At 39.5% G+C, this 12,933-nt stretch carries 18 protein-coding genes; 12 read left to right on the forward strand and 6 right to left on the reverse strand.

Going from position 1 to position 12,933, the window contains the following annotated elements:
• The first annotated feature begins 20 nt into the window (after positions 1-20).
• The 3 genes from NQ489_RS01970 (at position 21) to NQ489_RS01980 (ending at position 2,499) form a co-directional block, all read left to right on the forward strand.
• A complete protein-coding gene (locus NQ489_RS01970; RefSeq protein ID WP_005333381.1) occupies positions 21-1,241 on the forward strand; it encodes a CHC2 zinc finger domain-containing protein in 1,221 nt (406 codons plus the stop codon).
• The gene (gene srtB / locus NQ489_RS01975) at positions 1,238-2,020 is read left to right on the forward strand and encodes a class B sortase (RefSeq protein ID WP_005333383.1); all 783 of its coding nucleotides are present in this window, start codon (positions 1,238-1,240) and stop codon (positions 2,018-2,020) included. Before NQ489_RS01970 ends, srtB begins: the two co-directional genes overlap by 4 nt.
• Before the next feature lie 62 nt (positions 2,021-2,082).
• Positions 2,083-2,499, forward strand: coding sequence for a hypothetical protein (locus NQ489_RS01980; RefSeq protein WP_020436703.1), 417 nt, complete (start codon positions 2,083-2,085; stop codon positions 2,497-2,499).
• A 577-nt stretch (positions 2,500-3,076) separates the two neighbouring features.
• On the opposite strand, the gene NQ489_RS01985 is transcribed toward NQ489_RS01980, so the two are convergent.
• The 3 genes from NQ489_RS01985 to NQ489_RS01995 form a co-directional block, all read right to left on the reverse strand.
• On the reverse strand, positions 3,077-3,883 hold the full coding sequence (locus NQ489_RS01985; RefSeq protein ID WP_021650058.1) for a hypothetical protein: 807 nt from the start codon (positions 3,881-3,883) through the stop codon (positions 3,077-3,079).
• Positions 3,855-4,448 carry an RNA polymerase sigma factor gene (locus NQ489_RS01990; protein WP_005333389.1) on the reverse strand — a complete coding sequence of 198 codons (594 nt, stop codon included), beginning with the start codon at positions 4,446-4,448 and terminating at the stop codon, positions 3,855-3,857. The genes NQ489_RS01985 and NQ489_RS01990 overlap by 29 nt, the downstream gene beginning before the upstream one ends.
• Positions 4,449-4,597: 149 nt before the next feature.
• Positions 4,598-5,098: a hypothetical protein gene (locus NQ489_RS01995; RefSeq protein WP_021650057.1), complete on the reverse strand. Its 501-nt coding sequence runs from the start codon at positions 5,096-5,098 to the stop codon at positions 4,598-4,600.
• A 217-nt stretch (positions 5,099-5,315) separates the two neighbouring features.
• Between NQ489_RS01995 and NQ489_RS02000 the strand changes: the two genes are divergently transcribed.
• Complete coding sequence (locus NQ489_RS02000) at positions 5,316-6,254, forward strand: ParM/StbA family protein (RefSeq protein WP_020436706.1); 939 nt, start codon at positions 5,316-5,318, stop codon at positions 6,252-6,254.
• A 4-nt stretch (positions 6,255-6,258) separates the two neighbouring features.
• A complete protein-coding gene (locus tag NQ489_RS02005; RefSeq protein WP_005333400.1) occupies positions 6,259-6,630 on the forward strand; it encodes a hypothetical protein in 372 nt (123 codons plus the stop codon).
• Positions 6,631-6,780: 150 nt separating this feature from the next.
• On the opposite strand, the gene NQ489_RS02010 is transcribed toward NQ489_RS02005, so the two are convergent.
• On the reverse strand, positions 6,781-7,110 hold the full coding sequence (locus NQ489_RS02010; protein ID WP_005333402.1) for a helix-turn-helix transcriptional regulator: 330 nt from the start codon (positions 7,108-7,110) through the stop codon (positions 6,781-6,783).
• A 413-nt stretch (positions 7,111-7,523) separates the two neighbouring features.
• Here NQ489_RS02010 and NQ489_RS02015 point away from each other — a divergent pair, with 413 nt between their 5' ends.
• A complete protein-coding gene (locus NQ489_RS02015) occupies positions 7,524-7,964 on the forward strand; it encodes a sigma factor-like helix-turn-helix DNA-binding protein (RefSeq protein ID WP_023921559.1) in 441 nt (146 codons plus the stop codon).
• The gene (locus NQ489_RS02020) at positions 7,964-8,152 is read left to right on the forward strand and encodes a helix-turn-helix domain-containing protein (protein ID WP_005333406.1); all 189 of its coding nucleotides are present in this window, start codon (positions 7,964-7,966) and stop codon (positions 8,150-8,152) included. Before NQ489_RS02015 ends, NQ489_RS02020 begins: the two co-directional genes overlap by 1 nt.
• A 130-nt stretch (positions 8,153-8,282) precedes the next feature.
• Here the strand turns inward: NQ489_RS02020 and NQ489_RS02025 are convergent, their stop codons facing one another.
• A complete protein-coding gene (locus tag NQ489_RS02025; RefSeq protein WP_005333407.1) occupies positions 8,283-9,638 on the reverse strand; it encodes an MATE family efflux transporter in 1,356 nt (451 codons plus the stop codon).
• A 210-nt stretch (positions 9,639-9,848) separates the two neighbouring features.
• Between NQ489_RS02025 and NQ489_RS02030 the strand changes: the two genes are divergently transcribed.
• Positions 9,849-10,373 (forward strand): PadR family transcriptional regulator, encoded by a 525-nt coding sequence (locus tag NQ489_RS02030; protein ID WP_005333410.1) that lies wholly within the window; start codon positions 9,849-9,851, stop codon positions 10,371-10,373.
• 153 nt (positions 10,374-10,526) lie between these two features.
• Here the strand turns inward: NQ489_RS02030 and NQ489_RS17790 are convergent, their stop codons facing one another.
• Entirely contained in the window at positions 10,527-10,721 is a 195-nt protein-coding gene (locus NQ489_RS17790; protein ID WP_233417854.1) for a winged helix-turn-helix domain-containing protein, read from the reverse strand.
• Positions 10,722-11,121: 400 nt separating this feature from the next.
• Here NQ489_RS17790 and NQ489_RS02040 point away from each other — a divergent pair, with 400 nt between their 5' ends.
• From NQ489_RS02040 to NQ489_RS02055, 4 genes are all read left to right on the forward strand, one after another.
• A complete protein-coding gene (locus NQ489_RS02040) occupies positions 11,122-11,433 on the forward strand; it encodes a winged helix-turn-helix domain-containing protein (RefSeq protein WP_023921561.1) in 312 nt (103 codons plus the stop codon).
• A 205-nt stretch (positions 11,434-11,638) separates the two neighbouring features.
• Complete coding sequence (locus NQ489_RS02045) at positions 11,639-12,298, forward strand: recombinase family protein (RefSeq protein ID WP_040015506.1); 660 nt, start codon at positions 11,639-11,641, stop codon at positions 12,296-12,298.
• Positions 12,299-12,344: 46 nt separating this feature from the next.
• On the forward strand, positions 12,345-12,566 hold the full coding sequence (locus NQ489_RS02050) for a DUF5348 domain-containing protein (protein ID WP_005333419.1): 222 nt from the start codon (positions 12,345-12,347) through the stop codon (positions 12,564-12,566).
• 9 nt (positions 12,567-12,575) lie between these two features.
• Complete coding sequence (locus tag NQ489_RS02055) at positions 12,576-12,932, forward strand: hypothetical protein (RefSeq protein WP_005333420.1); 357 nt, start codon at positions 12,576-12,578, stop codon at positions 12,930-12,932.
• The last annotated feature ends 1 nt before the right edge of the window (position 12,933 follow it).

Raw genomic sequence — 12,933 nt, forward strand, 5'->3', positions numbered from 1 at the left:
GAAAGGAGGAAGAGACCGGGATGTATTATGATATGTCTGGGTTTGATTATGGAATACTGGATGTGGTGCAGGTGCTGCATCTCAGAAAGCGGCGGGGAAACTATTATGACTGCCCGTTTTGTGGAGAGACGCATGGAAAACTGAATATCAATGTGGAAAAGAATGTATTCCGGTGCAACCGCTGTGATGCGTCCGGGGGGATGCTGAAGCTTTATGCGGATTTGCACAATGTTACACTCTCCGAAGCAAATCAGCAGATCCGGGAAGCATTAGGAAAAGGAGAATACCGGACGGATTATATCAAAGCAACGCCGGTACAGGAAGAAAAGGCAACGGCAGAGCTTGCACCCATAGAGGAAATCCACCGGACGTATCAGAGAATGCTGTCCATGCTCACGCTTAACAGGAAGCATCAGGAGGATCTGCAAAGACGAGGATTAAAACCGGAACAGATCGAAGCACAGCGTTACCGGAGTGTCCCGCTGTTTGGAATGAAGAAGCTGGTCAAAAGGCTGGCAGAAGAAGGATATATGGTGAAAGGCGTGCCGGGATTCTACCGGGATACAGACGGAAACTGGACGATTAACTTCAAAGCAGAAAACTCAGGAATCCTGATTCCCATAGTTTCTTTGGACGGGTTCATCCAGGGTTTTCAGATCCGGGTAGATCATGTGACTGACACGAAAAAATATATCTGGCTGTCCAGTGTCAATTATGACCAGGGAGTTTCCTCCGGAAGTCCGGTACATGTGATCGGTGATCTTGCCGCAGAACGTGTCTATCTGACCGAAGGAGCCTTAAAAGGGACCATAGCCCATTATCTGTCCGGCGCTACCTTTGTGTGCGTTGCCGGAGTGAACCAGTACCGGAATCTGAAACCGGTGCTGGAGCGGATGAAAGGATATGGGATGAAACAGCTTTTGGAGGCGTATGACATGGATAAGAAGATGAAAGTAGCCTGCAATAAGCATGACAGTAAGTGTGCGGTCTGTTTTGAGCGTTCCCCTGTTATCTGCCAGCATAAGGCGGAGAAACGGAGGATTATCCAGAACGGCTGCAATAAGGTCTATGAAATCTGCCGGGAGCTTTCCCTGCCGATGAACCGGATGGTCTGGGATATGGACGAGAGCGGGGAGTGGAACGGGAAACACAAGGGGATTGATGACTATTTAGCCGCCATCAAACAGAAGGAAGGAACCGGGGCACAGACTTCGGCTCTTCCGAAAGGAGAACAATCATGAGAAAAAAAGGAAATACGGTTCTTGCAGGACTCATTATCTGCCTGTTGCTTGTTTTTCTCGCAGCGGCAGGAAAACTCTTTGGTGCTTATCTGAAGTATCAGAAAGGGGACGTAAGTTACGAGAAACTGCAGGAATATGTTCAGGAACCAGAGGAAGAAGAATCACCGGAGTCTGAGAAAGAAAAGGAGGAACCTAAGAATAGGTATCTAGAAATTGATTTTGCAGGTTTAAAAGCGGTTAATCCGGATGTCATAGCGTGGATTCAGATTCCGGCACTGGATATTAGTTATCCGGTGGTACAGGGGAAAGATAATGCATATTATCTTCATCACCTTTTTTCGGGAGAATCCAATATCAACGGGAGCATCTTTGTGGACTGCCATAATCAGCCGGACTTTACGGATCAGAATACGATCGTGTACGGGCATAATATGAAAAACGGGAGCATGTTCGGAACTCTGGATAAGTACCAAGACAAAGAGCTATTTGAACAACATCCGGAGTTTTATCTCTATTTGCCGGACAAGATCCTCAAGTATCGTATCTTTTCCTGCTATGCGGGAAGAACCGGAAGTGAGGGATATAGGTATCATTTCCCGGAAGCGGAAGATTTTCAGACGTTTCTGGATACGGTGTCTTCTTATAGGGATTATGATACCGGCACCGAGCTGTCGGCAACGGATCGGATAGTTACGCTGTCTACCTGTGTCAATTCCAGACGGAATTATCGCTATCTGGTACATGGAAAATTAAGCAGTGAGATCATCACAGAGGAATAAAAGAATCGTGCTGGTGTGAGAAGAAATTTCTTATGCCAGCTTTTATTATGGGAGGAAATGTAATGGGAACAGCATTGGTTATGGAACATGCAAACGCACTGGCACAGATGATAGTCAGTGAAAAGGACAAGTTATTTGATGAAAGAGTGGAGGCTCTTGTAAAACTTTATAGAAGGGCGGAATTTTATCTGAAGCAGGGATTTCTGGAGAGCATCGTCTGCGAGTTCCATCGGAAGAAAGTGGAAATGATTATGCAGGCGGAAACAAAAGGAGAGATTACGGAAATACTGAAGTTATCAAAACCGCATTTTGACGGGAAAAAATTTGTCTATACCTCTCCGTATGCTGTGGAAGAGGAAGAGCTTCTCCTTTGGTCTCTGACATCACTGCAAGGTCCACTCCGGGATGAAGGGTATCGAAGATATCGGGAATTATTTGAGAAGTGCCTGCCGGAGATGGCAGAAAAGATTCCGGCGTAGAACAATGGCATAACAAAGGAACGAAAAAACTATCTTTTATTTTACTGTAATTTCACTCTTTATTGAATCTGCAATACTTTACAAAGTTTTTTACGGAAAAATGCTTCGGATTAATATACTTAACACCAGTATCTATCAGCTTAAATTTTGAATAACCAAACACCAGTGTTTCATTATTCACAAAAATCGTCATCTATCCAGAAAGCAGGTAAAATATGTTCACAATAATCAGAGTATTTTCTGCATTCAATACATTCTTCATCTAAAGAATCTACGCCGACATAATGAATATGATAATCTACAGTATCGTTTACAAATCTTTCAAGGAAGATGTTCAAAACAAAGGCTACTCTATCATCACAATAAACATAACCAATTAAATTCTTATGAATGATACAGTAAACGAGATAAACACAGCGTGTATCAACGATGCAGTTGAAATTGTATCCAGATTAAAGCCTATTTATACTTTAAAGCATGCACGGAGACAGCAAGAAGACCTATTCCTGTACGGAAGAGGTCTTCCTGTCCTTATACTAAAGTTAATTGGTATGCTGAAGTCCCGCAAAAGCAACATTTAATTTACCTCCAGATTACCGCTTTTAAGAGATAGATAATCGGAACTTCCGCTAAGCAGATAGAAAAAATATTCCCCTTTTTCATCTGGTGAGAAACTATATTTTCCACTCAGTTCATCGAACACTTCTCCTTCATACATTATCCCGTCTTTTACATAACCGATAATCAAATCTTGGGATACTGTAATGTCTGATTTATATTTATCAAACGAAATGACTATATTATCTTTATCAGTTAGTTCCCATCCCTTTCCATTGTCTTGTGTAAGTACACAAAGTGAATTGTTGATTAGAATTATTTCTGGAATGATATATATTTCATCTGATTTATCAGTAGGAATCTCTACTATTGATGATGGTATGAAATTAGGCATCAGACTGCTTTTAACAATTCTGCTTTCAGGAAATTCTGATGAAGATTTGGCTAATTCCTCAATATCAACAACTTTCCCCTTTTCATTGGTATATACACCGTCTTTTAATATGATGTAGCTTCTATCATTGGTTTCTGTCCCGATTAAATGTCGATTGCTGTCATCAATTAAAGCCGATGTTAACAGATGACTGATTGCAGCATATACAGGCATACACAAAAACACTGAAACCACAGTTACAATAATTGCAGTTCTATAAGTGAACTTTAAAGGCTTATGTTTTGAAGCTGTTTTACAAAATACATTTTGACGTATCTTTTGTTTGGAATATTTTTTCAGTATTTTATTGCAATCATGAAAATACACTTCCTCAATAAAAGATTCATCAATTTCACTCATTAACTCATTCAAAGAAAATTTTACAGTCTTCATATCTAAATCCCTTCTTTTCCATTTTTAGTTTTAATTTTTTACGTCCGCGTAACAGTTTGGATTTTACTGTAGATTCTTTTAATCCGGTTTCTTCTGCTATTACAGCGATTGTCTTAGTGTAATAGTAGTACGAGATAAAACATTTTCTTTCGTCAACTGATAGTTCATATATGCTTTCTTTTAAGCATTTGATTACTTCTTCTTTTAACGGCCCGTATTCAATATGTTCGTTCGTTCCAACCTGAAACGCATCTTCGTAATTTTCAAAATGCATCTTAGAGGTTTTTCGTAATGCGTTTTTTGCCATGTTTCTTGCGATTGTTCCTAAATAGGGTTTGAATGTGCTGTAGTTATCTGTATCTAAATCTGCACTGTAATTCCATAGAGCTACAAAAACATTAGACACGACCGCCTCCTTGTCTTCATATGGCAAAGCACTTCCAATAATATTCTCGACTATGTATACAACATATCTGTAGTATTTGTTCATACATATTTTTAAAGCGCGCTCATCTTTATTTTTTAGTTCGAGCATCAGTTGTTTCTCATCTATGTTAAATAACATGCTTCTACCTCATAAATTCAGTGAATACTATAGCAGTGGTTTAATAATGGGAATGTGTATTTTCAAAAAAGGGAACCGAGAAACCAAGTTAAAAAGCTTCAATTAAAATCAGGATAAGTACTCACCAGCACTTGAAATATTTTCCACTATTAAAATGTAATAGAAAATGATTTGATTGTAAAGGCATCAGAGGACAGATTAGTTACCATGCCGTAATAGTAATCAGTTGCCTGTGTCGTAAATCCTGAACGCAAACCACTTGCTGTAATCTCACGCACAAATTCTGATGAAGGTCCAGCTACGTATGCGCGTACTCTTGAACGATGAAAAGCAGAACGGCTCAAAGTGTAATTTATAGTTATGTATCTGCCGCTATTACAATAAAGTCCCATACTGTTATTTGATGGTGTTAATATGGCGACTTCGCCATTTTTCAATGTGATTCCGCGCCAAGTATATCGGGCATATGCATTTGGAATAACACCTTCTTCAACAACTTTCTGCAGGCTTTCGTTAGCAAACACAGTGTACTTCCATTCAATCATATTAGGGTCATCTGTAAGCGGCTCTGCTGCAAAAACATTAACACTTAGCGACAGCATCATAACGAGTGTTAGGATAAAACTGATTATTTTTTTATAAGCCTTCATATATGTACACGACTCCTTTCCAAGGTTCCCTTTGTAATAAGATACACAGTAAATATTGTAACGGTTGCATTTATTTAAAAAATTAAAAAAGATAATTTTTAATTTTTGTTTTTTGAATTTTTTGATTGGTAAAATAAGAAAATGGATTATAAAGAGTTGCACTCTAGGTACCTCCTACGTACAGAATAAGTATCAAATACAAAGGAGTGAAATCATTATGATTAAAAAATTAAGAGTAGCCGTGGATCACGGGAACCGGAACATGAAAACCTGTCATTTTATCTTTACCACAGGACTGACGGAACAGGATAAAAAGCCTGCCAGGGGAGAGAAGTATCTGAAATATCAGGGAAAGTATTATACCCTTAGTGAGAAGCGGATTCCGTACCAGAGGGACAAGACGCAGGACAGCCGGAACCGATTCTGGATTCTGACTTTATTTGCCATTGCAATGGAGCTGGAGCAGAAAAGCCAGATCCAGCCGGAGGATGTCATTCAGGTGGAACTTCCGATTGGGCTTCCGCCGAAGCATTTTGCAGAGCTTTGTGAGAGATATGAACGCTATTTCAAAGGGGACGGGAAGGTGCAGGAACTGTGCTTCAACGATAAAGTCTATCACCTCTGTATACAGAATGTAATGGCGTTTCCGCAGGATTATGCAGCCATGATGACGAGGATGATGGAAATCCGTGAGATTCCGAAAGTCGTAGGGATTGATATTGGCGGATTTACTTCTGATTATCTTCTGATGAGAAGTGGCAGACCGGATATGGATTATTGTGATTCTCTGGAAAAAGGTGTGATTACCATGTATAACGATATCATTTCCAGTATTAACAGTGAATATGACATGCTTCTGGAGGAGGCAGATATCGACAGTATCATCAAGGGAAAAACGCAGTATTATGAGGAAGCTGTTGTACAGGCAGTAGAAACCATGGTTCAGAATTTTGTTACCGATCTTCTGAACAGCATCCGAGAGCGGGGCATTGATACAAAATCTACTTATACGGTGTTTATCGGCGGCGGAGCAGTGCTTCTGGAACGATTTCTGGAGCAGGCAGACCGGTTGGGAAAACATACCTTTATCCGGGATATGAAAGCAAATGCCGATGGATATGATCTTTTGTATCGCATGACACAGGCTGGAGTGTGATTTTATGGGAAAGAAAAATCCGTTTGTATTCACTATTGGTTTTGATAAGTCGGATCCAGATCACGTGTATGTGACAGAACTTCTGAATACGACAGAGAAAAAAGCAAAACTGATCGTTGCGGCAATTCTGGCATATACGGGAAGAACGGATGAGACAGGTAATGGCAGTATAAGCATGGAACCGGATATGCTCCGGCCAATGATGCAGCAAATCATCCGGGAAGAAGTAAGAAAGGTATTGGAAGGGCAGGACGTTTCTAAGATAAATAGAGAAATGCCCACAGAAGTTGATTTGATGGAAGAAGAACCGCTGCGGATGGATCAGACTATGAGACAGAATGTAGTGGATGCTATCAGTGCATTTCGCAGGGCATAAAAAAGCAGGAGAGATACACATGCTTATGGCAGTGTACTCTCCTGTTCTTTGTATCAGAATGGGAATAGACAGAAAACTCACAGACTATTCACAGATTACTCACAGATTGTCTTTGTATAATGTGTAGATGATGAAGGATACGGGAGAGCCTTAACTTAGGTTCTTGAATCCATCCAGAAGTCCACGCAGTGTAGAAAGGGCAAGCTGTTTCTGCTCCTCCGGGCAGGAATTTAGTTCTGCCATGATTTGCTGCATGGTAGAATCCGGGTTCGTTTTCTGGTTAGAAAATATAGCATCTATGGAAATATGTAAGTAAGTTGCCAAGGCATAAAGTGTTTCCAACTGTGGATTGCCAATATAGTTTTCAATATCAGAGACAGTCCGTAAAGAAATCTTTGCCTGTTCCGCAAGGCTGTTTTGCGAAAGATTGCGGCGGAGACGTTCTTCCCTGACTGCATCTCCCAATAATTTTTTCACCATCTATATCACCTCACTTAATGCATATATTTTATCGTAGATTAACACTATACGAAATGCGTTAAAGTGCGTTATGATAAGCAGGATAACACATGCACAAATAGAGAAACATGGAAGTAAGTACGACAGACATGAATGGACAGCATAAGATAAAAGCCAAAGAGGAACTGAATCTGTTAAAAAAATCTTATCCATACAATGTGTCGGAGAGAAGTTAGAATATGCAGTATATGAGATACTATCATCGCATATCCTACACAATTACATAGAAAGAGAAGTATCGGCTGGACTACGAATAGAGTGGTCCAGCCTTTCTTTTTTTCGAAAAAATGAAGGCAGTGTCACGTTTTGTTGCCGCTCACCGCCATCCTCGGAATTTTTTGGAACGTGATAAAAAATTTCGGAGGATAAAACAAATGAACAAAAAAACATATACAGGATCAAAGATACAAAATCACTTTACAGCATATCTGATACAGTTTGTCCGTGGAAAACGACATGATTATCTGGAGAAGAAAATCCAGATGGCTGATGCAGAAGAACTGTTGGAGGATATTGGACAGATGGAGGCAAGAATTGTAATCGAAGAATTGCTGGAGAACCAAACGAGGGAGCAGCTTTTATTGCAGGAGGCACAGGGGAAATATCCAGAATGGAATAAGATGTCAGATGAAAGACTGATGAAAGCGCTTCATACGCTGCGGGATGAAGAACGGAAGCTGATTTACCAGCATGTGTTTGAAGAACGTACTTTTGAGGAAATGAGCAGGCTAAACGGGTTATCAGAGGAGCGATGCAAGGGTATTTATTATTATGCAATCCGGAAGATCCGCAAGGTGATGGGAGGTGAAAACTAATGAATTTTGAACGATTACTTTTAAAGGCAAAAGAAGGAAATGCAGATGCGGTACTGAAGATTTTAGAGATATATAAGCCGCTTTTAATTAAGAATGCGATTGTGAATGGCAGATTTGATGAAGATCTGTATCAGGAACTGGTAAGTACATTGCTTCAGTGTATCCAGAGATTCCAGATAATTGAGTAAGTTATCTTAAACAAAGGCTGCAATCACTCTCAGGGGAGTAACATCCTCTGGGAGTGATTGTTTTTTGAAGGGTGATATTGCCTCAGTTCGAAGCGGCAGACGGTGTTGATCTATTATGTTGCCTGATGCTTTAATGCTCTTTTGTTGTTGCCAGTTCTTTATGAAGATGTAGAGCCATAAACACAGTAACAATAGCAGAAATTACATCGGCAATCGGTTGTGCATATAGTATTCCATTTATGCCCCAGAATGATGGGAGCAACAGAATGATCGGAACAAAGCAAATACCTTGTCGGCAAGCCCCAAGAACGAATCCGGCGGTGCCTTTTCCAAGTGCAAGAAACAGAGAAGAATACACTGTGTAAAATCCAAATACGAAGAAGGAAAATCCATTTGCCATTAGCGATTTTTGACCTACAGAAATCATCTCTGTATTGCCTTCTGTAAATTGCGAAATAATCTGTGTGGAAAATAGGGCTATTGTCAATCCCACAACTACACAAAATATTGTTGACCATAAGATAGAAGTTTTAATTGCTTCCCTGAGCCGATCAAACTTTTTGGCACCATAGCTAAAGCCGGCAATTGGTTGGAAACCTTTTAAGAAGCCGAACACAACCAGAGTTCCCATTGAAGTGATTCTTGTAACAGCGCCCATTCCGGCGATAACAGCATCTCCATAGATATTAGCTTCCCGGTTTATGAATGCGATAGAAAGGCTTGTAAGAAGCTGGAAAGTCAATGTGGGTATACCGATTTTCAGAATTTCAGTTATGATCTGCTTAGAAGGACAAAATTCCTTAATGGAAAATGTAAAAGCGCTTTTTTTCTGTAATGCATAAATTAAATATACAAGAGTAGAAGCCATTTGAGAAATTGCTGTAGCGATTGCCGCACCAGCAACCCCCATGTCGAGAGTATAGATGAAAATAGGATCTAAACCAATATTCAATACAGCTCCTAATAATAATGCACACATAGTTGTTTTTGCGGCGCCTTCACTTGCAACGATATTGTTCATCGTTACATTAAATACATTGAAAATACATGAAATAACATAGATTCTTCCATAAGAAAGGGCGTATGGCATAATCGTGTCTGTTGCACCTAACATGGTTAAAATAGGTTTCAAAAAAATTGCAGTTCCGATAATAATAACTGCGCCAATACAAACACTGCTGTATAATGCAGTACTGGCGACTTTACTTGCAGCTTCCCTATCTCCTCGCCCTAAAAGTCTTGATAAGTAGGAGGCGGCACCATTGCCAAACATCAGACCTAAACCAACAACTACTTGTCCTAAAGGAAACGCAATGGAAATTGCACCCATTTGACTCTCGCCAAGTCCTCCTATGAAATAAGCATCCACCAAATTGTAGAGAGCGTTAATAAGCATACCAATCATTATCGGTATACCAAGAGCCATTAGTGCTTGGGGAACAGGTGCATTTCCTAATAAATCCATTTTGTTGTTATTCTTGTTCATTTCAAATACTCCTTTCAATTAAGAATATAAATTATAGTAGTATAAATTATAGTATACTACGTGAGAGAATACTACTATAATTTATAGTAGTTGTCAAGCGTGTATCCTGCAATTTCCTTGACAAGAGGTATAAAATCAAATACTATAAATTACAGTATATATAACCGTAAGTATTTTATAGCTTTCGTGGATATAGAAAGTGGGTGAACTATGGCTACAATAGATTTAATTGTGTTAGGAATATTGAAAAAGGAACCGATGGGAGCCTATGATATTCAAAAATTAGTGGAATATCGTAATATATCAAAATGGGTAAAAATCAGTACACCATCCATTTACAAAAAAGCAATTCAGTTGGAGGAAAAAGGCTTCATTAAAGGAGAAATTGTGAAAGAAGGTAAGATGCCTGAAAAAGCAGTTTATTCATTAACAGATGAAGGCGAAAAAGAATTTGTAAAGCTTATGATGGAAACAGCCTCTAAACCCATTCACTTTTTTTTAGATTTTAATGCAGTAATTGTAAATTTGGATAAGTTACCGCCTGAAAGTCAACAATCATGTATTGCCAGTATTGAGGAAAATATTGAAATATTAAAAACTTATCTGGAGGAAAATCTTCGAGAGAAAGAGAATGATCCGGAAATCCCTAAGACTGGTATGGCAGTATTGCAACAGCAGATAGTTTTGGCGGATGCTATTGAAAAATGGATTATTTCTCTAAAAAAAGACTTTTGATGAAGAAGTCACTAGCTGATTTCTTATTAGGTCTGCAGGATTGGGAAGAAACAGGGATGGATGCCGACCTATGTTCCGGCTTTGTAGCCAGAACATAGAAATTTTCTTAGTGGGGAATCTCCCTCAAACCCGGTGCTCCTTATATCCTGCAGATTAAACTTCAAATTTATACCCATATCCAACTACTGTTTTTATGTAATTCTTGTCGCTGGAATACTTTTTTATCTTCTTGCGTATTTGAAAAATAGTGTTTTCCACGGCGTGGAAATAACCATTTGCTTTTTCATGCCAAACTGCTTCATAAATCTGTTGTTTAGTAAAAGCCATCCCTGGATTAGAATATAGCATATAAAGTACATCAAATTCTTTTACAGAAAAGTTAATGTCTTTTCGTACTATTAAGCCGTAGGTCGTAAAGGTCTGCGACTTTAACTTTACCCGGAAAGGAGCTGCCACATATATAGGCAGTGCTGTAATTTTAACAGTAACGGTCACCAATCTATGGGGATGGCTTGTATATCCGGCTGAAATGCTAAAAAATCAGTGGTTCTTATTTATCACTTCACTCTGCCCCGGTAATTATGTGTTTGCCGTTTCTGGCTCTTGCAGCTATTGCGATTCTACTGGTCTATTACCAGACTATTTGCAGGTAAAGCATTGCTCTGGTTTTGAATTTGAGTTTTGGCAGTCTAATAATAGCATTTTAGATTAGCTGTGATAAGGTGAAACAGATTAGGAGGAAAGTAAATTGCATTACAAAGACAAAAACCTACAGATAGATATTCGCTGTCATACTGTTTTTATGAATGATCAAAAGATTGAATTGAGTCTGAAAGAATTTACGGTACTAAAATATCTAACAGAACATCCTGGCTGGGTATTCTCTCACGAGGAGATTTATCGTAATGTCTGGAAGGAAGAACCGATTGACTGTGCTAATGCGGTTATGTGCTGCATTAGCCAGCTTCGTAAAAAGTTAAAAGTAGATTCACGGAACTGGAATTACATCCGCACCGTCCGAGGTGTGGGCTATAAGTTTCAACCACTCTCAGGGGAGTAACATCCTCTGGGAGTTTTTTGTCATATTTGTTGCACTTTTCGGCTCTGGTACGTACAGAAATAGAAAAGAAACATATCCCAAAATGTATACATTTTAGAAGTACGTTCCGGAAAGAGGGATTATATTTCAAAAAGGTTACACACACAGTTTTGAAATATACCAATAAAAGTGTGGATATTTTGGGACATGGAAAGGAGAAATGTGGATGCAGATATATGGATATCACCGTACCAGTACAAAGGAGCAGCATCTTGACCGTGGCATACAGGAAATTGAGCGGTACTGTAACGAGCATGAGATGGCACTTACGAATATTTTTACGGATCAGGAGACAGGGAAGAATTTTAATCGTCCGAGATATACCGTTTTAGTGGAGGATGTCCTGCGGCCGGGAGATATTTTGATTGTTACAGAATTGGACAGACTGGGAAGAAACAAGTATGACACCATGCAACAGATCCAGCGGATTAAGAACATGGGAGTGCGGCTTATGGTTCTGGAACTGCCGACTACGCTTATGGATTTATCTGTGATGGATAATGCGATGGCAAGGATGATGCTGGAAACAATCAATAACATGATGCTGGAGCTTTATGCTTCTATGGCGCAGGCAGAGCTGGAGAAAAAGGAGAAGCGACAGCGGGAAGGGATAGAAGCGAAGAAATTGCGGGGCGAATGGGATGATTATGGAAGACCAAGTGTGATGAAGCAGGAAACTTTTGATGAGAACTTTCAAAGCGTAGTTTCTGGAGAAACGACACCTACACAGCTTCGTAAAAATTTGGGAATGACGCACTCAACTTTTTATCGCTATCGAAAAACTTTTTATGAAAAATACCCGGAACTTTCAAATTCTGCAAATTAAAGTCCTATTACTTATATAGACCAAAGAATTTCAGGAGGAAAGAAATATGAGTGAAAAGAGAATAGGTACTTTAATTTATGATCCATCAATGGGAAGATTTGATATCCGGTTTGGGATTGAATCTTATTATGGAGGTCTTCATTGCGGAGAATGTTTTGATGTGAAGGTAAAGGATGCATGGATTCCGGTTCGGATTGAAATGGATGAAGACTGGTATCTGGTAGGGCTTCCTAAGACGAGTCTCAGTGGACTGACGGTTCGAATGTAGGAGGAGCATATGATGGAAGCTAAAAAGAAATATGAAAAGCCGGCATTCCGATTGGTGACAGATTTGGGGAGTATTTTGGAATGTCTGTATGAGGTATATGGAACGGATGGAACGATGTTGATTGCTGGGAACAAGTTATCGGATACGGTAATCTATCCGTTTATCCGCATGATTAAAAAGAAATGCAAAGCAGTGGATGCGGAAAAGCTGAATCTGATGCTCTGGAAGATTTATATGGTAAGTTCGAGAAAAGAAGAATTTGTGACGGCTGCTAAGAAAGAGCTGCAGCCTTATTTGACCAAGAAAGATGAAAAACAGATTGACACCACATATGACACCACATATACTATAGATAGGAGGCATTAAA

Origin of the sequence: Blautia sp. KLE_1732_HM_1032 (genome assembly GCF_025147905.1) — a bacterium.
In the GTDB taxonomy this organism is placed as follows: Bacteria; Bacillota; Clostridia; order Lachnospirales; family Lachnospiraceae; genus Blautia_A; species Blautia_A fusiformis.